At 45.9% G+C, this 18,106-nt stretch carries 18 protein-coding genes; 1 reads left to right on the top strand and 17 read right to left on the bottom strand.

Annotated features, from left to right (window positions below; genetic code table 11):
- Positions 1-41: 41 nt before the first annotated feature.
- The 14 genes from flgC to rpsD all read right to left on the bottom strand — a co-directional run bounded on the left by flgC (position 42) and on the right by rpsD (position 12,297).
- A complete protein-coding gene (gene flgC, locus HNP76_RS07755; RefSeq protein WP_184659188.1) occupies positions 42-503 on the bottom strand; it encodes a flagellar basal body rod protein FlgC in 462 nt (153 codons plus the stop codon).
- A 10-nt stretch (positions 504-513) separates the two neighbouring features.
- Positions 514-930: a flagellar basal body rod protein FlgB gene (flgB, locus tag HNP76_RS07750; RefSeq protein WP_184659186.1), complete on the bottom strand. Its 417-nt coding sequence runs from the start codon at positions 928-930 to the stop codon at positions 514-516.
- Positions 931-1,005: 75 nt separating this feature from the next.
- Positions 1,006-1,800 carry an amino acid ABC transporter ATP-binding protein gene (locus HNP76_RS07745; RefSeq protein ID WP_184659184.1) on the bottom strand — a complete coding sequence of 265 codons (795 nt, stop codon included), beginning with the start codon at positions 1,798-1,800 and terminating at the stop codon, positions 1,006-1,008.
- Position 1,801: 1 nt separating this feature from the next.
- Complete coding sequence (locus tag HNP76_RS07740) at positions 1,802-2,437, bottom strand: amino acid ABC transporter permease (protein ID WP_184659182.1); 636 nt, start codon at positions 2,435-2,437, stop codon at positions 1,802-1,804.
- Between the two features lie 30 nt (positions 2,438-2,467).
- Entirely contained in the window at positions 2,468-3,241 is a 774-nt protein-coding gene (locus HNP76_RS07735) for an amino acid ABC transporter substrate-binding protein (RefSeq protein WP_184659180.1), read from the bottom strand.
- 36 nt (positions 3,242-3,277) lie between these two features.
- Positions 3,278-4,699 (bottom strand): argininosuccinate lyase, encoded by a 1,422-nt coding sequence (gene argH / locus HNP76_RS07730; protein ID WP_184659178.1) that lies wholly within the window; start codon positions 4,697-4,699, stop codon positions 3,278-3,280.
- Between the two features lie 223 nt (positions 4,700-4,922).
- Entirely contained in the window at positions 4,923-6,356 is a 1,434-nt protein-coding gene (gene mtaB, locus HNP76_RS07725; RefSeq protein WP_246462626.1) for a tRNA (N(6)-L-threonylcarbamoyladenosine(37)-C(2))-methylthiotransferase MtaB, read from the bottom strand.
- A 37-nt stretch (positions 6,357-6,393) separates the two neighbouring features.
- Positions 6,394-7,014: a tetratricopeptide repeat protein gene (locus HNP76_RS07720; protein ID WP_184659176.1), complete on the bottom strand. Its 621-nt coding sequence runs from the start codon at positions 7,012-7,014 to the stop codon at positions 6,394-6,396.
- A 4-nt stretch (positions 7,015-7,018) separates the two neighbouring features.
- Positions 7,019-7,381 (bottom strand): bactofilin family protein, encoded by a 363-nt coding sequence (locus tag HNP76_RS07715; RefSeq protein ID WP_184659174.1) that lies wholly within the window; start codon positions 7,379-7,381, stop codon positions 7,019-7,021.
- Between the two features lie 52 nt (positions 7,382-7,433).
- Positions 7,434-7,919: a hypothetical protein gene (locus HNP76_RS07710; protein WP_184659172.1), complete on the bottom strand. Its 486-nt coding sequence runs from the start codon at positions 7,917-7,919 to the stop codon at positions 7,434-7,436.
- A 59-nt stretch (positions 7,920-7,978) separates the two neighbouring features.
- The gene (locus HNP76_RS07705) at positions 7,979-8,512 is read right to left on the bottom strand and encodes a hypothetical protein (RefSeq protein ID WP_184659170.1); all 534 of its coding nucleotides are present in this window, start codon (positions 8,510-8,512) and stop codon (positions 7,979-7,981) included.
- Between the two features lie 84 nt (positions 8,513-8,596).
- On the bottom strand, positions 8,597-8,875 hold the full coding sequence (locus HNP76_RS07700) for a TRL domain-containing protein (protein WP_184659168.1): 279 nt from the start codon (positions 8,873-8,875) through the stop codon (positions 8,597-8,599).
- Between the two features lie 83 nt (positions 8,876-8,958).
- A complete protein-coding gene (gene clpB, locus HNP76_RS07695; RefSeq protein WP_184659166.1) occupies positions 8,959-11,553 on the bottom strand; it encodes an ATP-dependent chaperone ClpB in 2,595 nt (864 codons plus the stop codon).
- A gap of 150 nt (positions 11,554-11,703) precedes the next feature.
- On the bottom strand, positions 11,704-12,297 hold the full coding sequence (rpsD, locus tag HNP76_RS07690; protein WP_184659164.1) for a 30S ribosomal protein S4: 594 nt from the start codon (positions 12,295-12,297) through the stop codon (positions 11,704-11,706).
- A gap of 270 nt (positions 12,298-12,567) precedes the next feature.
- Here rpsD and HNP76_RS07685 point away from each other — a divergent pair, with 270 nt between their 5' ends.
- The gene (locus HNP76_RS07685; protein ID WP_184659162.1) at positions 12,568-13,590 is read left to right on the top strand and encodes a TRAP transporter substrate-binding protein; all 1,023 of its coding nucleotides are present in this window, start codon (positions 12,568-12,570) and stop codon (positions 13,588-13,590) included.
- On the opposite strand, the gene HNP76_RS07680 is transcribed toward HNP76_RS07685, so the two are convergent.
- The 3 genes from HNP76_RS07680 to HNP76_RS07670 form a co-directional block, all read right to left on the bottom strand.
- Entirely contained in the window at positions 13,591-14,178 is a 588-nt protein-coding gene (locus tag HNP76_RS07680) for a 3'-5' exonuclease (RefSeq protein WP_184659160.1), read from the bottom strand.
- Positions 14,179-14,459: 281 nt separating this feature from the next.
- Positions 14,460-16,238: a phospho-sugar mutase gene (locus HNP76_RS07675; RefSeq protein WP_184659158.1), complete on the bottom strand. Its 1,779-nt coding sequence runs from the start codon at positions 16,236-16,238 to the stop codon at positions 14,460-14,462.
- A 9-nt stretch (positions 16,239-16,247) separates the two neighbouring features.
- The gene (locus tag HNP76_RS07670; RefSeq protein WP_246462628.1) at positions 16,248-18,080 is read right to left on the bottom strand and encodes a phosphoglucomutase; all 1,833 of its coding nucleotides are present in this window, start codon (positions 18,078-18,080) and stop codon (positions 16,248-16,250) included.
- Between the last annotated feature and the right edge of the window lie 26 nt (positions 18,081-18,106).

Below are 18,106 nucleotides of genomic sequence, written 5' to 3'. Positions count from 1 at the left end.
CTCTAAAATTTTATACCAAAAATTCCATTATGACAAGGACTTTAGCCCCGTCCAATCTCCAGTGCGCTAGAGAACATGTCTTTTGCACCCTGAATTACGGTTGAGTTTGCCTCGTAAGCCCGGCTTGCCGAAATCAAGTCAACCATTTCATTTACGATATTTACGTTCGGATACTCAACATAGCCTTTATTTGGGCCAGACTGAATTGCATCCGGATTTGTCGGATCATATACAAGACGTCCCTGCTCAGTGCTCTTTACGATTTCACGGACGCGAACGCCTTTTCCAGGACCATTATCCTGATCAGCCGAAACAAAGGGGCTTCTCCAGGTCGGATGTGCAGATGCAATCGGCTCAATTACGACAGAAGATTTTTTGAAAGCACCGCCCTCAGGAGTTCGTGTAGTGCTTGCGTTGGCGATGTTGTTAGAAATGACATCAGTGCGGAGCCGTTCAACGCTCATGCCTGTAGCAGCTATATTAATAGAAGTAAACATTCCCATAACCTATCTCCTATCTCTTCATTGCAGTTTTAACCTGGCTGAACTCGAAATTTTCGAGCTGTGCCAGAAGACGGTAGTTGAGCTGAATTTTCATGATGTTCATAGCTTCGAATTCAGGGTCAACATTGTTTCCGTTTGCATTTGCAGTGCTTTCCCAGTCAGTCACACGGCGTGGTTCAACACTGCGAAAGTCTACAGGCATGTCAAGCTGGAAGTGTGCGTCATTGGTGCGGGTAAGCTGCATTTTGTGCTCAGTGTCTTTTTCTGAGTCAAAGGCACGCTTGAGTTCGCTTTCAAAATCAACAACCTGACGCTTGTAGTTAGGAACTTCTGCATTCGCAATGTTGTTTGCAGAAACCTGATAGCGGAGGCTGTTAACATCCATAGCACGAGATAATAAATCAACTGACCGTGTAAAACTATTCATACTATGAATATCGGCATGTAAAAAATGGAAGTTAAGGTATATTACGGAAAAATCACAGATTTTTCCGAGACTCGACTAAAAACTTGTCTCACAAGTTTTTTCGCCTCCGGCGACCGTCTCCCTATGATTGAATCTCTTCAAGAAATCTCGGAGTCTGTCTGTCTGGGGATTTGAGATGAGGGATTTTGGCTCGCCCTGCTCTACGATTACTCCGTCCGCCATAAAAATGATTTTGTCGGAAATATCGCGGGCAAATGACATTTCGTGAGTTACGACAATCATGGTCATTTTCTCGTCGGCGAGTTTTTTGATGACTGCAAGGATTTCACCGGTAAGCTCAGGGTCGAGGGCACTGGTCGGCTCGTCAAAAAGAAGAACTTTCGGCTTTAGGGCAAGGCTTCGGGCAATCGAAACCCGCTGCTGCTGACCGCCTGAAAGCTCGCAGGGATAGGCATTTTCCTTTTCTGAAAGGCCCACGTCGGCAAGGAGTTTTCGGGCAACGGCAATAGCCTCGTCTTTCGGAGTTTTAAGGACATGCACCTGGGCATCAACGATATTCTGCAAGACGCTCATGTGAGGGAAAAGATTGAAATTCTGGAAGACAAAGCCCAGATTCAATCCGATTTTGCGCAATTCTTTTTTATCAGCGTATTTACCGTTCTGGACAATCGGCTGGCCGCAGACGAAAATCGAGCCGTCATCAACGCTTTCAAGCTGGGCGATGCAGCGGAGCATGGTAGACTTTCCGCTTCCGCTCGGCCCGATGATTCCCAAGATTTCTCCCTGCTCAACGTCGAATGAAATATCCTTGAGAACAGGAACATTGTCAGAGAAAGTTTTTTTGATGTTTTTTACGCTGATGATTGCCATTTTACTTATAATAATCCAGTTTTTTTTCAATAACGATGAAGCCGGCTGAAACAACCCAGTTCATGATGAAGTAGAAAACGCCTGCGATAAGAATCGGCGTAGTTGAAAAAAGACGGCTTGAAGTCGTCTGTGCAGTTCGGAAAAGTTCTGCAATTCCAAGGACAGAAACAAGGGCCGTGTCCTTTACGAGAGTGATTACCTCGTTTCCCATTGCAGGAACAATTCTTTTTACGACCTGTGGAAGAACGATGCGGAAGAAAGTCTGCATTTTTGTGTAGCCCAGGACTTTTGCCGCCTCATACTGACCTTTTGCAATCGACTGAATGCCGCCACGGTAAATTTCCGCAAAATAGCAGGCATAGTTGACTGAAAGGGCAATTATTGCAGCCACAAAACGGTCGTAAGAAAGCTTAAAAAGATAAGCCGGAAAGAAATAGACCGCAATCAGCTGTAAAATGAGCGGAGTGCCGCGGATAACAAGCAGAAAAGCGTTCACAAGATATGAAAGCGGCTTGAAATGCGACATTCGGCCGGCCGCAAGAGGAAAACCAAGCGGCACGGAAAAAAGGAGCGTAAGGAAAAACACCTCAATCGAGACAACAGATGCTCCAAGCATGGGAAGGATAATTTTAGTCATTTCAAAACGCTCCAGAAAAGTGAGGAATTTTTATTTTCCGATAATCGAGATGTCAGAACCGAACCATTTTTCGCTGATTTTAGCTACTGTACCGTCGGCTGCCATGTCTTCGAGGGCTTTCTGAACCTTGTCGCGCAATTCAGTGTTGTCTTTTTTGAATGCGATTCCGTACTGCTCAGGAGCAAGGCTGTCAGCAAGGATTGTGAAAGGCTTGCCGGTAACCTTAAGGCTGTATTCTGCAACAACGCTGTCCATTGCAACGCCGTCAAGACCGCCGATTTCGAGGTCGTTCAAAGCCATGATGTTGTCGTTGAAGTCAACGATTGCCTTGAGGCTTGATTTGAAAGCAGGATTTTCGTCGATTGCGTCAGCTGCAGAGCTTCCTGCCTGAACGCCGAGAACTTTTCCGCTCAAATCAGCAAGATTTTTGATTCCGCCATCTGCGCGAACGATTACAACCTGCGCATTGTTGAGGTAAGGCTTTGTGAAAGCGAGTGCTTCAAGACGCTCCGGAGTGATTGAAAGACCGTTCCAGATACAGTCGATTTTTCCAGTGTTAAGTTCCTGCTCTTTTGCAGACCATGAAATTGGCTGAGCACGGAATTTGAGTCCGAGACGGTTTGCAACTTCTTTTGCAAGGTCGATGTCGTAGCCTACGATTTCATTGCTGTCATCGCGGAATCCCATCGGTGGGAAAGAATCATCAAGACCAAGAACGAATTCATTGCTGGATTTTGAACAAGAAGCCATTCCAACTACCATAAGTGCAGCCAAAGCACCCATCAAAACTTTTGTAATTTTCATAATTTACCTCTTTATTTTTAACCACTCGTGGTTTATTTAAAATTTTCCGCAGAAAGACTTCAAGACTTCAATCTGCCTGTCGATTGCACCAGGACCGCCTATTGTTTTTCGGCCTTCCATGCAGGCACGTGGCGTGATGCAGTCAAAAATATCCTCTTCGATTAAGTCAGAAATCTTTTTCATGTCCTCAAGCTTCAAATCCTCGATTGCAGAAAGACCAGAATCAATAGCAAGACGAACGCATTTTGCAGAAACACCGTGAGCCACTCGGAAAGGCATGCCCTTTCGCACCAGGTAGTCTGCCACATCAGTAGCATTGGCAAAACCGCCGAAGCAACTTTCTTCCATTTTTGGAAGGTTCCACTCAGCCGAAGCAATCATGGCCTCAAAAACGATTACGTTTCCCTGAACGCAGTCCAGAGCCTCAAAAAGAGGAGCCTTGTCTTCCTGCATGTCGCGGTCGTAAGCGAGAGGAAGCCCTTTCATCATTACAAGAAGATTGATTAAATCGCCGTAAACCTTACCGGTGCGGCCGCGGATCAATTCAGCAAAGTCAGGATTCTTTTTCTGCGGCATGATTGAAGAGCCGGTAGACCATTTTTCGCTAAGATTGATGAAGCCAAATTCAGTAGTAGACCACAGGACAACTTCCTCGCACATGCGGCTCAAATGCTGCTGCAAAATCGCAAAATCCGAAGTGAACTCAATGCAGTAGTCGCGGTCAGAAACAGAATCAAGGGAATTGTATGTCGCCCCCTCAAAACCAAGTTCCTTTGCAACAGCCTCGCGGTCAAGAGGCAGAGTACTTCCCATCAAAGCCCCGCTACCGAGCGGAGAAAGAGAAACGCGCTTCAATGAATCCGAAAGACGCTCAACGTCACGCATGAGCATGAAGGCCCAGGCGCACAAATGCTGGGCAAGAGAACCCGGCTGAGCGTGCTGCATGTGGGTGTAGCCGGTCAAAAGCGAAGATTTATGATTTTCTGCGATATTCGTAAGAGTTTTAATGAGCGAGACGATAGCCTTCTGCAAGTCAGGAATTACACGACGAAGGTAAAGCCTCTCGTCAAGAGCAATCTGGTCATTGCGGCTTCGGCCAGTGTGAAGCTTACGACCAGGGTCGCCGATTCTGTCAGTCAAAGTTGCCTCAACAAAGGAGTGGATGTCCTCGGCAGAATAGTCGATTGAAAGAGCTCCCGAAGACAAATCCTTTTCTATAGAAGAAAGACCTTCCTGAATCGCCCTGTTCTCCTCCACGCTGATGATACCCTGCTTTGCAAGCATTGCGGCGTGGGCCTGAGAACCGTGAATGTCGTCCAAAGCCATGCGCTCATCAACATGAATAGAAGTTTCAAATTCAACGGCGGCAGCATCCGGTCCCTCTGCAAAACGCCCGTGCCAAAGAGCCGCGTGATTGTTATCAGTGATTGTTCCGTGAGGAGAATTTTTTGTTTCCATACATAGTAATTATATCAGATTGCAAAAAAATAGAAAATAGAGGGGGCGTGCCTCGACATTCATGTCGTTACGACAACTCTTCGAGTTGTTACGGATTTTTCCTGCTTTTTACAACGCGCCATCCCTGGCGCACTATAAAAAAACAATTAATCTGTCTTTTCGTCGAGTCGGGCTATCCGCGGTTTCATTGCCTTACGGCAACGCTTCGCGCCGCTACTATCCCTCACGCGAAGACAGCAAGCGTGTCACTTTCTCCAGTTTTTTCGGCTTCCTGGAGGGGTCTCAGGATTTTTACGCTGATTTCACTTCCCGCAGCAGGCAGGTTGGAGTCTTTTGTCGAAAAATTTAGCTGACAGTGGAGAAAATTTTCGGTCACGGCATGGATAATCACCCGGTCCTTGAAGATTTTCGCCCGGTGGACTGTCTCGCACACGGCAGGAAGACTCTGGCCGACAAAGGAATTGATGTATTCAGTCTTTGAGTTTTTGTTGAATTCTTCGAGGGCAGCAATCCTTTTGTCAGTAATATAGTTTGGAACCATCGGGCGCATTTTAAAGGCTTCTGTTCCAGGACGGGGACTGAAGGGAAAGGCGTGGACAAAGGTAAAGCCACATTCTTTAAGCATCTTGAGGGTCAGGTCAAAATCTTCGTCACTTTCACCAGGGAAGCCGGCGATAATGTCACAGGCGATGAAAGGATTCTTCTTTGCTTTTCGCAAAAGTTCCGTGGCACGGTAAACAGCTTCGATTTTATAAGGGCGTTTCATGCGCGCAAGGACTGAATCACTACCGCTCTGAACGGAAATATGGAAATAAGGCCGCACTCTCGGATTTTCAAGAATTGAAGCCAGTTTTTCATCGACGATTTCCGGGTAAAGGCTTGAAATGCGGACACCGATTTTCTGCGTATTCTGCAGGATGAGCTCCAAAAGCTCGGCAAAACGCACTTTTCTTCCATTATATTCACTTGAATACTGGGAAATGTTTACGGTCGTAATGACCACCTCACTCTGCCCCGCCCCTTCAAGCTTCTGCACCCTCTCAATGACTTCCTTTGCATCGAGGGAAACGGATTTTCCGCGGGCAAGACGAATTCGGCAGTAAGTGCAGACGCAGTTGCAGCCGTCCTGAATTTTGAGCGAGGAACGCGAATGATTTATGAAAGTTTCTGTTGCAAGGCGGAAAGGCGAAGTAATCACGTTCTGCTCAGAAGAATTGTTTTCCTTGTCGAAGATTTTCTGGATTTTCTGAGAGATTTCAAGTCCTGTGATGGATGGATTTTCCTCGAGGATTTTTTTGAGGAAGGACGGCAAATCAGCAAGGCTTCCCTTGTGCTGGCCTCCGAGAACGCAGACCCTTTCGTCAATCGCCATGATTTCTTTTTGATCAAGCTGGGCGTAACAGCCAGTGACGGCGACGGCAGAATTCGGACAGCATTTTAAAAGCATTCGGATGATTCTTCTTGCCTTCTGCTCGGCTTTGGCTGTGACAGTGCAGGTGTTTACCACGCAAAGGACAACGCTCTCATCAAAAGACCTGGCCGTAAAGGGCTCCATGGTGACGGAAAAATCTGAGTCTGTAAAAAAGCGGGCTGCACCTTCGCTCTCAACCTGATTGAGACGGCAGCCCAATGTTTCAAAATGAATTGTTTTGTTCATAATTTTAAGATTATCGGACTGCCCCGATAATGACATCTTAGCGCAGGCGGGCAGCTACACGCTCTTTGCCACGAGCAGCGTCAGCCTGTGAAGCGTTGAGTTCGATTGCCTTTGAATATGCGTCGAGGGCTGAGGCATAGCTTCCTGCCATTTCACGCGCATATCCGCAGCGGGTCCACCACAAATCAACAAGCGGCTCTGTGTAAACTGCGGTTGTCATTGAAATGTCGGCATGCTGATATTTGCCCTGACGGATGTAAATTTCACCCATATAATAGTAAGCATTTCCGATTCGGGCTGCATTTGAAGGAGCGCTCGCAATGTATGTGCGGAACATTTCAAGAGCCTCGCCGTTTTTGCCCTGATAGTACTTGGCCTCACCCAAAACTTCCATGAGTCGGACGTCACCCGGAGCGATTTTGCGGGCTTCGGTGGCACGGACTTCAGCTTCGGCATACTGGCGGTTTCGAACCAGAGACCAGCAGAGGACACAATAAGAATCGATATTGCGGGGATTGATTAAGATTTCCTGCTCACAGATTTTGATTGACTCCGGATAATTGCCGTTGCGGTACAAGACAAGGGCATCTGGCTTTGACTGGGCAGAAATAGCCGCAAAAGAAAAAACAAATGCTAAAAGAAAGATGAACTTTTTCATAAAATTACTCTCCTGTCATCGTGCACTTTCCGCTGAAATGAGCGCCAGGCTCAAGCACGACTTCTTTTGAGATAATATCGCCGCTGACAGAACCAGTGGCTGTAACAAAAACAAGGTCTTTTGCAGTAATGTCGCCCTCGACCTTGCCTCGGACAAGCACTCGTGAAGCATTGATTCCGGCTGTTACCACGGCATTTGTGTCAACAACCAAATCACTTGTGGCATCAATTGCACCTGTGACAGTACCGCGAATCATAAAAGGCTTGGTAAATCGAATTGTGCCGCGAAAATTTATATCGGAAGCAAGGATTGTGTCAAAATCCTCTTCTTCTACATCAAAAAAATCAGAATCCTTTACATCGAACATATTCTATTATTTTACAATCAATGGAGTTTTTTTTCAATAATACAAATTCTGATTAAAACCAAAGCCTGAGACCAGCCGTGCATGGGAAATTCACCGGTCTGAAAAGGAGCGAACAGGAGCCATCTTCCTTTGAAGCCCCGAAATATGGATTCCAGACAGCCTGACCAAAAAATTCAAGCCGCCTGTTAAAGAAAAACATGTCAAATCCGGCACCAAAACGGCAGCCCATCGCAAAAACAGTCTTGTCGGCTTCAAAAGTGGCCCCGTAACTCATTCCCCAGAGGACAAAATAATCCAGATGCCGGGCAAGTCTTTCATTTATAAACCAGTCGTCCAGAAAAAGCGTGATTGTGTTTTCTTTGAGCTGGGAATTAAAAAAAAGGCACCAGGGAGACTCGTCACTTCTTGCAGAAAAAGAGACCATTTCGTGAGAATCAGCGGAAAGGCTGTAAGAAAATGCTCCGCCAAGCCCCACCCGGGCAAAGGAAAGCGAAGAAAAACCGGCAAAAATAAAAAAAGCCAGGAAGAATTTTTTCATTTGTGATTAGAAAATATAGAAAAAAGATTATCGGGTCAAGCCCGAAGGTCACGGCAATCTTATTCCTTTCTTTCGATTTTTTTAAATTTTACGCCGTTCAAAATAAGGTCGCCATCCTTCATTTCGTAATTTTCGCAGTAGTTATCAGCGCCAATCGACGGATCTTTCGCAAAATATTCATCGTAGCTGACGACTTCTTCTCCGGTGCTCTGAACTTTTGAAACTTCAAAAACTATGATGGAACTTTTCTGCTCATATTCACCGCTAAAAACAAGATCCTTGTTGCAGTATCTGGAAAAATATTCCTTGGCGGCCTCGACATCTTCGGAAGAGCTGATGAACTCAACCCGGTCAACTTCCTGCAGGACCTTTTTGCTGAAACGGCCGCGCTCTGAAAAAGTGAGGACAATATTCTGTTTTGTATACAAAAATGCCTTGACAATATCGCCGGTGGTTGATGGTTCGGCAAGATCTGATTTGAGCATAATGTCTGCTTCCCATGTTCCAGAAATATCCGGCTTTTTCCCTGATTTACAGGAAAGAAGCGAAATCATAAGGAGAAGTGAAGCAAATAAAACAAAAAACTTTCTCATAGGTTCTGAAAAATTCAAAAAAGTTTAAATAAAAAAGCCTACTCAGGTTTCCCTTTTCGGCCTTTTGGAAATTCCCGGATGGACTTACTCTCCGGAAACGATTGTTGTGTTTCTAATGTAAATACCGCCCATAATGTTTGTTGTACGGATATCTACAGTAGAGACGTGTGTGATTCCACCGTTCTTAGCAGCGTCCAAAATATCGCCCTGTCCAATGAAAATCAGACCGCAGATAATATGGCCGGTGCTTTCGCCTCTCTTGGAACCGATGTCACCATTAATGGCGACAGGATGAAATGTTGTACAGCTGACAGCGAGCATCAATGTAAGAGTTCCAATAAGAGCAGCTAAAAATCTTTTCATAATTTCCTCCTATGAAAACCTAAATATCTTAAATCTATTTTAAGAACAAGAGGCTCTCATGTCAAGGAAATTTTAATGTTTAATTAAGAAAATTTTAACAGTCCTGATTCAGCTTTTACCAAGATTTTTGAGTCCTCGCCGAATTTTCCGGCCAGTATTTCCTTCGCCAGAGGATTTTCAACGTAAGTCTGAACGGCACGCTTAACCGGTCGGGCACCGAATGCCGGGTCATAGCCTGCCTCGCTCAAAAAGTCGATTGCGCTCTGGTCAAATTCAAGGCTGATTCTTCGGTCAGCCAGGCGGGCTTTTACTCGCTCCAGCTGATTCTTAACGATTCCGCCGATGCAGTCTTTTGAAAGACGAGCGAACATTACGATTTCGTCGATTCGGTTCAAGAACTCAGGACGGAAAGTCTTTTTCAAAAGAGAATCTACCGCCGGACGAAGGGCTGCCATCTTTTCAGCAGAGTCAGCATCAAGAATCAAATCGCTTGCAAGGTTGCTGGTCATGATGATGATTGTGTTCTTGAAGTCAACCACCCTGCCCTGTCCGTCAGTCAGTCGGCCGTCATCAAGCACCTGCAGGAGCACGTTGAATACATCCGGGTGAGCCTTTTCGACTTCATCAAAGAGGATTACGCTGTAAGGCCTTCGGCGAACTGCTTCTGTAAGCTGACCGCCCTCGTCATAGCCCACATATCCCGGTGGAGCTCCAATCAGGCGGGTCACGCTGAATTTTTCCATGTATTCAGACATATCGATTCGGGTGAGGGCCTTTTCGTCGTTAAAGAGGAAGTCGGCAAGAGTTTTTGCAAGCTCAGTCTTTCCAACGCCTGTAGGTCCGATGAACATAAAGCTTCCCAGTGGTCTGTTGGGGTCGTTGAGGCCAGCCCGGTTTCGCCTGATTGCATCGCTTACGACAGAAACGGCTTCGTCCTGACCGATTACCCTCTTATGAAGGACTGATTCAAGCTGGACGTATTTCTGCTTTTCGCTCGTGAGCATTTTTGCAATCGGAATTCCAGTCCATGTGCTTACAACGCGGGCAATGTCTTCTTCAGTGACTTCCTGCCTCAAAAGTGAATCCGAAACGCCGTTGTCTTCTTTTGAATGGCGGGCCTCGTCTGCTTTCTGAGCCTCTGCAAGTTCCTTTTCAAGAGCCGGGATTTTTCCGTATTTAAGCTCGGCGGCCTTGTTGAAGTCTCCCTCTCGGGTGTATTTTTCTTCCTCAAAGCGGGCGGCTTCAAGCTGCTCCTTAAGCTCGCGGCTCCGGTTGATTTCTGCCTTTTCGTTCTGCCACTGTAACCTCATTGAATCGCGGCTGGCTGTCACTTCGGCAAGTTCCTTTTCAAGTTTCTGCAAGCGCTCTTTGGATGCGGCATCGTCTTCCTTGGAAAGAGACTGCTTTTCAATCTGAAGCTGGAGGATTTTTCTTTCAAGCTGGTCAAGCTCAGTCGGCTCGCTCTCAATTTCCATCTTTAATCGGCTTGCGGCTTCGTCAACAAGGTCAATCGCCTTATCCGGCAAAAATCTGTTAGTGATGTAGCGGTTGCTCAGCGTTGCGGCTGCGACCAGGGCTTCGTCATTGATTTTAACTCCGTGATGAATCTCGTATTTGTCACGCAGGCCACGCAAAATCGCAATCGTGTCCTCGACGTTAGGCTCTGCACAATAGACCTGCTGGAAACGACGTTCCAGTGCGGCATCTTTTTCGATGTATTTTCTGTATTCGTTTAAGGTTGTAGCTCCGATTGCCTTGAGTTCACCACGGGCAAGGGCCGGCTTGAGCAGATTGCTTGCATCCATGCTGCCCTCACTTGCTCCGGCTCCCACAATCGTGTGAAGTTCATCGATAAAGAGAATTATCTGTCCTTCTGATTTTGTAACTTCTGTGATTACAGCCTTAAGTCTTTCCTCAAACTCACCCCGGAATTTTGCTCCGGCGACAAGGCTTCCCATATCAAGTGAAAGAAGACGCTTGTTTTTGAGGGATTCAGGAACGTCTCCCTGGGCGATTCGGCGGGCAAGTCCTTCGACGATTGCCGTCTTACCGACACCAGGCTCACCAATCAAAACCGGATTGTTCTTTGTTCGTCGCACAAGAACCTGCATTACCCGGCGGATTTCTTCGTCACGGCCGATTACAGGGTCAATTTTGTCCTGGCGGGCGCGGGCTGTCAAATCGGTGCAGTATTTTTCAAGGGCCTGCATTTTGCTTTCAGGGTCGTTTGAGTCAACTTTCTGATTTCCCCGGACTGATTTTAAAGCCTCAAGAATTGTCTGGCGTGTAACTCCGTACTGATTAAGAAGCTGGCCTGTCCTGCCGTCGCTCTGAGCCATTGCAAGAAGGATATGCTCAACCGAAAGGAACTGGTCTTTTAAGGCAGACATTTCCTTTTCAGCCTTTGCAAGAACTTTCTGAGCCTCGCCTGAAAGCTGCATCTGGACATTGCCTGTGACGCGAGGATATGTATTCAGCAGATTTTTTGCCGCTTCAAGAAGGTTTTCTTTCTGAACTCCGATTCTTTCTACAATCGGGGAAGTGATTCCATCTTTTTGCTCCAGCATGGCGACAAGAAGATGAGGAAGGCCGATTTCTGAATGGTCATTCTGCTGGGCAAGGGCCGAAGCCGCCTGCAAAGCGTCCTGTGTCTTTAAGGTAAACTGCTCGTAATTCATAAAACATTACCTCCATTTTTAACTATCAATTTCAAAATAAGGAAAAAAAGTGAAATCGGCAAGAAAAAATTCTGTGTAAATCCGTGGAAACTGTGCTTTAAAAACAAAAAACCGCCCCGATTGGAGCGGCTTCGTACCATTCAGAAACTACTATTTGCTGTAGTATTCGACAACCATCTGGTCGTTGATCTGAACTGGGATTTCTGAGCGGAGTGGGAGGCGAGCCAACTTACCTGAGAAGTTGTCGTCGTCACGCTCGAGGTAGTCAAGTTTAGCCTTGTTGTTTGCAAGGTATGTAGCCTTGAACTGCTCGCTCTTGCGCATTTTCTCAACCAAAGAAATTGTTGAGCCTACTTTTACTGCGTAAGAAGGGATGTTGATTACTTTTCCGTCAACTTCAATGTGTTTGTGGCTTACCATCTGGCGAGCCATGCGGATTGAAGAAGCGAATCCCAAGCGGTAAACGAGGTTGTCGAGGCGAGTCTCGAGAGAAACCAAGAGAGCAACACCTGTCATTTCCTTTGATTTAGCAGCTTTTTCGAAATATCGGCGAAGCTGTTTTTCGAGGATGTTGTAGTAAGCCTTTACTTTCTGTTTTTCGATCAAGTGCAAAGCGTAGTCAGAAGATTTCTTTGTCTTCTTGAATGCTGGTGCACCAGCCCTGTCCATTGCCTTTGGGTGTCCGCAAACGTTAACACCAAGTCGTCGACATTCCTTAAAACGAGGATTGCGTCGTGTAGCCATTTTAATGCTCCTAAAAATTTTTTAATCAAGGCAGATTCTAAGTTAGCCGCGAAGAATAAGTTGCTTGATTTTTCAAAGTCACTATTTAGAGGGTACCTAAACAGTGAAGAATATATTAGCAAAAGTATCAATCTGAATCAAGGTGCTAAGCCGAATTTCTCCCCTATTTTTAAAGAAAAATAATTAAAACAGGATTGAAAAATAAGGAAAATGAGGTCATAATATAAAGGTTGATAATTTTCTTTTTTATAAGAAGGAATAGGAGAGCCCATGCTTAAAAAAATCGGCTTTTGTCTTTTAACGACCACATTAATTTTCTCAGCCCTTTCATGCAATAAAAAAACTGCGGATTCCGCAAATGAAAAAGAAGTTACCCTCGTTATGGCCGAAGTCAACCCGGCCGGGACAATCGCAGGCCAAACAGACCAGGCTTTCAAAGAAAAAGTTGAGGAACTTTCTGGAGGCAAAATCAAAATTGACCTGCACTGCTCAGGCATTCTGGGCGACGTTGATTCAGTCATGGCACTCATGCTCAAGCCTAATTCTACAATTCATATCCATCGAATGTCCGCCGTTAACATGGCAATGTACGGCTGCAAAAAATCTTCTCTTCTTTCAGTTCCGTTCACATTTTCAAGCAAGGAGCATTTCTGGCGTTTCGTAAATTCCGATTCAGCTCAAAAAATTCTCGATGAACCACTTGAAATTGGTCTTGGTCTCAAAGGTCTTTTCTTTGGCGAAGAGGGGTTCAGGCATTTTTTCTCAACCAAAAAGATTTCTGGGGTGGAAGATTTCAAAAATCTTAAAGTACGTGGCACAAATGACAAAGCAATGCAGGGAATGTTAGAGGGATTGGGCGCAACTTCTGTTCCTGTAAACTACGCCGACTTGCTTCCGGCACTTCAAACAGGCGTAATCGATGCGGCCGAGCAACCAATCGCAAATTATCTGGCAAATCATTTTTATGCCGTAGCCCCCTACATGATTCTTGACGGACACACCCTCGGCGTCATGGAAACAATCATCACACAGGAATGCTGGGATTCACTTTCAGAAAATCAGCAGAAGATTTTAATTGAGGCAGGAAAATATGCATCAGAATTCTGCCGTAAACTCTCACAAACCGAAGAAAAGCGTGTAGAAGATGCCCTGCTCAAAGAAGGCGTAACCCTCACAAACGTAAGCGATATTACCCCATGGCAAGAAGCCTGTTCACAAGTCATCAAAGAAGGTTCCATGGTTGATTACGACCTCTACCGCGAAATCCTAAATAAAGCCAGGGCAAAGAAATAGCTAAATGCTCTTCTGCCTGTCCAGGCTGCCCTCGATGCACTTAAAAAACACTTCCATGCATACGCGGGCATCATCCGTAGCCCGGTGAGCGGACTTCACTTCAATTCCAAACTGAGATGCAAGATGCTGCAAAGTCCAGTGCCCATTTTCCGGGAAAGCCCAGCGTGAAAATCTCAGGGTATCAATTGCTTTGTTCAAAAGGGGGGCATGATTCATTCGTTCCAGCTCTGCATTCACGAACCGCAAATCAAACTGAGCATTATGAGCCACGATAATTGAGTCCTCGCCCAAAAAAGAAAGAAAATCGCCCGCAAGCTCATGAAATTCCTTCTGGCCATAGACCATTTTGTTCGTGATTCCAGTAAGTTCCTGACAAAAATGCGGAATTAAAATCCGGGGATTAACAAGAGCGGAAAAAGTTCCGAGCACGCCAGACTTATCAAATTTAACGGCTCCAATCTCAATAATTCTGTCTTCAGCAGGCTTAAGTCCGGTAGTTTCTGTATCAAGCGCGCAAAAAACCGCCCCGCTATTCAAAAGCCGGTTCATCCGCCGGTAATCATTAAGTAAATGTAAGTGTGATTTCATATAAATTGGAAGTTGAAAGTTGAAAGTTGAGAACGCGTAATCTCAGTTTCTTTAAAACATCAGATAAAACTAAAAAAATGGGTGGAGTCGGGGTTGCGGCACGAACTCGCCCCTACGAGCACAGCTCTTCGGGAGACTCGCTAAAAACTCACCTCGTGAGTTTTTGCCCTGCAATGCAGGGCCGCTCACTATGAGCTTGCTCACTGCGGTGTTTGATGACGCGTTCCCGACGGGAACCCATTTTTTTTGCTTATCCAGCTAGTCTAATAGAAGCAATTTGATTATGCGTTTTCAAGAACTGATTTGATGTCAGCTTCGATTGCGTTGCATACAGCTGCGCTCTCAGCCTTTGCCTTGTCAAGACCTGCAGAAACGTCTGTGCGGGCGTTGATGTAGAACTTGATTTTTGGCTCTGTTCCAGAAGGACGTGCAGAAACGATTGTGCCGCCTTCAAGCAGGAACTGGAGAACGTTTGACTTCGGAAGCTTGATTGCAGTTTTTGCAGAAGGATTTTCAGGATTGTAAGAAACTGAATTTCCGATGTCTTTGATTTCAAGAACTTTCTTGCCGCCCAAAGTTTTGAGGCCCTCTGTGCGGAGTTTTGTCATGATGCCAGCCATAACTTCTTTTCCGGCACTTCCCGGAAAGTACTGAGAAATAGCGCGGTCCTCGAAGTAACCGTATTCGCAGAACATATCGTCCAGGTGCTCAAGGATTGACTTGCCTTTTGAAGCCCAGTACAAAGTCATTTCAGCACACATTGCAGCGGCAGAAACACCGTCTTTGTCCATAACTTCTTTTTCAACTTTGTAGCCGTAGCTCTCTTCAAGACCGTAAACGTAAGTCTCGCTTCCGTCTTTCTCAAATTCGTCCTCGACAGCGGCAATCCATTTGAAGCCGGTCAAGCATTCGTGCATTTTTACGCCGTATTTTTTACAGATGTAGTCACAGAATGGAGATGTAACGATTGAGCGGATAGCGGCACCGTTTGCAGGCAATTTTCCCAATTCTTTGCGTGAAAGAAGAACGTACTCACAGAGAAGGGCGCCCATCTGGTTTCCAGAAACGAGAACGAATTTTCCGTCTTTGCCTGGGAATGCTGTACCGAAGCGGTCTGCATCCGGGTCAGTTGCCATTACACAGTCAGCCTTTTCTTTTTCGCCAAGAGCGACTGCCATTTTGAGTGCAGGAGCTTCCTCTGGGTTTGGTTTTTCAACTGTTGGGAATGCGCCGTTTGGATCACGCTGCTCTGGAACTGTGATAACTTTGAGCCCGAGCTCACCGAGAACCTTTTCAACGTGCATTGCACCTGTTCCGTGGAGAGGTGTGTAAACGATTTTAACAGAAGAAGCCTTTTCTTTGATAAGCTCCGGGCGGAAGAGCTGAGCCTTACACATAGCCCAGAATTTCTCGTCGATTTCTTTGTCGATGAGGACGAGCTTGCCTGATTTGATTGCATCTTCTTTAGAGATTGTCTTTACTTCTTTTACGGCATTTACTTCATTGATGATGCCGACGTCATGAGGCTCGATAACCTGAGCACCGTTGTCCCAGTAAGCCTTGTAGCCGTTGTACTGTGGCGGGTTGTGAGAAGCTGTTACTACAACACCAGTCTGAGCTTTGAGAGTGCGGATTGCGAAAGAAAGCTCTGGAGTTGGTCGGAGACCTGTGAAGAGGTAAGCTTTGATTCCGTTTGCAGCGAGAATGAGGGCTGTTGCCTCAGCGAATATGTCTGAGTTTTTGCGTGAGTCATATGCTACAACTGCGCTCAAAGTGCCGTCTTTTGCCTTCTCAGGGAAAGCTTTAAGAACGTAGTTTGCAAGGCCCTGAGTTGCGAGGTTGATTTCGAGAGTGTTCATGCGGTTTGTTCCGCCGCCCATTACACCACGAAGACCACCTGTACCGAATTCAAGTGTCTGATAGAATCGGTCTTCGAGCTCAGCAAGAGCATCTTTGTCATCAGCCTTAGCGACAAGCTCTTCTACTTCTTTTCTGAATCGCTCGTCTTTTTCTTCTGCAATGTACTTTTTAGCACGTTCAAGAATTTCTGCTTTTTCCATGATTTTCTCCTATAAATTATCTGCCTTTAGAATCATGCTTCGCTCCCAATCGAGAAGTTCATGTTCCTCAGCCGAATTGTTGCCTTTTACATCACACAGAACCCGGAATACAGGCTCGGTGCCACTGCCCCTCATCCAAATGTAGGCGAGAGGTAATTTATCTTTGCCGGTAAAGAGGATTTTTAAGCCGCCTTTGCCGTTTTTTGAATAGTCAGTAAGCTTACGGTTTTCTTCGGTGCCGTTTGTACCGATTGCTTCGTAAGCTTCAATTCCATATTTTGAAGAAAGTTGAGATTTTTTGCAATTCCATTCCTCTTCAAAAATCTTCTGGAAATTTGCCTTTAAGACTGAATGGTCAGTCGTTTTGATTTTGAGGATTGCCCTCTCTTCTGCAACGCCGGTTGTCGTGTAAACAGGAAGGGTTTCAATCACATCAAGAAGAGTGAAATCGTTGTTATATGGGAGATTCTGAGAATCACACCAGATGTGGAAGAGACCCTTGATTTTTTTGCCGCCCTCTTCTGAATCACGAAGAACCAGAAGCTTGACCAGGGCAAAGATTGTGTTGAGCGGGTCACGGACAGCTGCCGGATGAGTGATGTTGCCGCCGTTGCTTCCTTCGCCAAGAATGCGAACCGTGAATCCTTCATCCCGCTTTTTGCGGGCCAGATTTACGACGTTTGCCTCGCCTACTTCCGCACGGAAAAGACTTGCTCCGAAAGCCTTAGTAACTTCGTCAATGCGCATTGATGTAGGACAGTTTGCCGCAACCGCAAGATTTTTGCCATAGTTGCTGCCAGAAACCTCATCAAGATATTTCATGTAAGAAAGCTCTGAGAGGACTGAAAGGGCGAAAACTTCCTGTGCCTTGAGGACTTCAGCCTTGCCGGTCTTTTCGTTCCAGAAAACGATGTTTCCGCGGTCTCCGTCACAGTCAGGCATATAGCCCAGCTTGACTTCTGAATGACCTTCTTTTTGAAGCCTCTCCATTTCGGAAGCAGCCCAGACAAGATTTTCCGGCTCAGGGATAATCGCATGTACGATTCTCCCAGGCTCGTCATTGATTCCGTAATAAGAAATTCCTGCATCCTTGAAGACAGTCTTGTCAATTGAAAGGGTGCGGGCAGAACCGTTCATGTCGGCAATGATTCCCAGCGGATTTTCGGAAATGCTCTGCTTTATTTTTGAGAAAAGCACTTCCTGACCGGCTTTGTCGCCTGTAGCAGAAATAACTTCTTTTGAAAAAGCCATGTAAGCCGACTTTGCATCAACCTTTGACTTTTGACTTCTAGCAATTACTTCGTTTGCCTGGTCGCGGGCTTCTTCCGGGGAATTTGCATTTTTGGCAGACTTGTGCTCGCTCAAAATTGCCTTGATCCGCTCGATTTCTGAAGGAGAAGCACATTTTTCATTGAGGGCCTTTACCAGTTTGGCATTTTCAGTGCCGTTCAAAACTCCGCCGTCATCAAGACCAAATTTGATTCCGTTGTGACCGATGGGGTTGTGGCTTGCCGAAATGTAGATGAAACCAGAAGCCGACTTGCCGTAAGCCATAATCTCAGGAGCCGCAATGATTCCCGGATAATTGACGCGGATATTTTTGGCAACGAGGACTTTGAGCATGGCCTGACAGATTGCCCTGCCGGTTGGCCTTGTGTCCTGGCCCAAAATTACGACCGGGGAAGCTTTTTTTTCTATTATATAGTCTGCAAAAACTTCGGCTGCAATCCCGGAAAGGATAGAGTCGTTTTCGCTGATTTGTGATGTATTGTCATTTTCATCGCCCGAAATTGCGAAAACCTTTCGCCATCCCGAAGCTGATGTAATCATATTATGTTCCATAATTTTTGTATTTTAGCACGGAATTA

Source organism: Treponema ruminis, assembly GCF_014201975.1.
Lineage (GTDB): Bacteria > Spirochaetota > Spirochaetia > Treponematales > Treponemataceae > Treponema_D > Treponema_D ruminis.
The sequence above is the reverse complement of the archived record's forward strand: the minus strand, read 5'-3'. Positions and strand labels throughout refer to the sequence as shown.

Bases quoted from the DNA above. Each gene is read 5' to 3' on its own strand.
- HNP76_RS07735 (WP_184659180.1), bottom strand. From the start codon at position 3,241: ATGAAAATTACAAAAGTTTTGATGGGTGCTTTGGCTGCACTTATGGTA.
- HNP76_RS07710 (WP_184659172.1), bottom strand. From the start codon at position 7,919: ATGAAAAAATTCTTCCTGGCTTTTTTTATTTTTGCCGGTTTTTCTTCG.
- HNP76_RS07720 (WP_184659176.1), bottom strand. From the start codon at position 7,014: ATGAAAAAGTTCATCTTTCTTTTAGCATTTGTTTTTTCTTTTGCGGCT.
- HNP76_RS07745 (WP_184659184.1), bottom strand. From the start codon at position 1,800: ATGGCAATCATCAGCGTAAAAAACATCAAAAAAACTTTCTCTGACAAT.
- HNP76_RS07715 (WP_184659174.1), bottom strand. From the start codon at position 7,381: ATGTTCGATGTAAAGGATTCTGATTTTTTTGATGTAGAAGAAGAGGAT.
- flgB (WP_184659186.1), bottom strand. From the start codon at position 930: ATGAATAGTTTTACACGGTCAGTTGATTTATTATCTCGTGCTATGGAT.
- rpsD (WP_184659164.1), bottom strand. From the start codon at position 12,297: ATGGCTACACGACGCAATCCTCGTTTTAAGGAATGTCGACGACTTGGT.
- mtaB (WP_246462626.1), bottom strand. From the start codon at position 6,356: ATGAACAAAACAATTCATTTTGAAACATTGGGCTGCCGTCTCAATCAG.
- HNP76_RS07685 (WP_184659162.1), top strand. From the start codon at position 12,568: ATGCTTAAAAAAATCGGCTTTTGTCTTTTAACGACCACATTAATTTTC.
- HNP76_RS07705 (WP_184659170.1), bottom strand. From the start codon at position 8,512: ATGAGAAAGTTTTTTGTTTTATTTGCTTCACTTCTCCTTATGATTTCG.
- argH (WP_184659178.1), bottom strand. From the start codon at position 4,699: ATGGAAACAAAAAATTCTCCTCACGGAACAATCACTGATAACAATCAC.
- HNP76_RS07740 (WP_184659182.1), bottom strand. From the start codon at position 2,437: ATGACTAAAATTATCCTTCCCATGCTTGGAGCATCTGTTGTCTCGATT.
- HNP76_RS07700 (WP_184659168.1), bottom strand. From the start codon at position 8,875: ATGAAAAGATTTTTAGCTGCTCTTATTGGAACTCTTACATTGATGCTC.
- HNP76_RS07670 (WP_246462628.1), bottom strand. From the start codon at position 18,080: ATGGAACATAATATGATTACATCAGCTTCGGGATGGCGAAAGGTTTTC.
- flgC (WP_184659188.1), bottom strand. From the start codon at position 503: ATGGGAATGTTTACTTCTATTAATATAGCTGCTACAGGCATGAGCGTT.
- HNP76_RS07680 (WP_184659160.1), bottom strand. From the start codon at position 14,178: ATGAAATCACACTTACATTTACTTAATGATTACCGGCGGATGAACCGG.
- clpB (WP_184659166.1), bottom strand. From the start codon at position 11,553: ATGAATTACGAGCAGTTTACCTTAAAGACACAGGACGCTTTGCAGGCG.
- HNP76_RS07675 (WP_184659158.1), bottom strand. From the start codon at position 16,238: ATGGAAAAAGCAGAAATTCTTGAACGTGCTAAAAAGTACATTGCAGAA.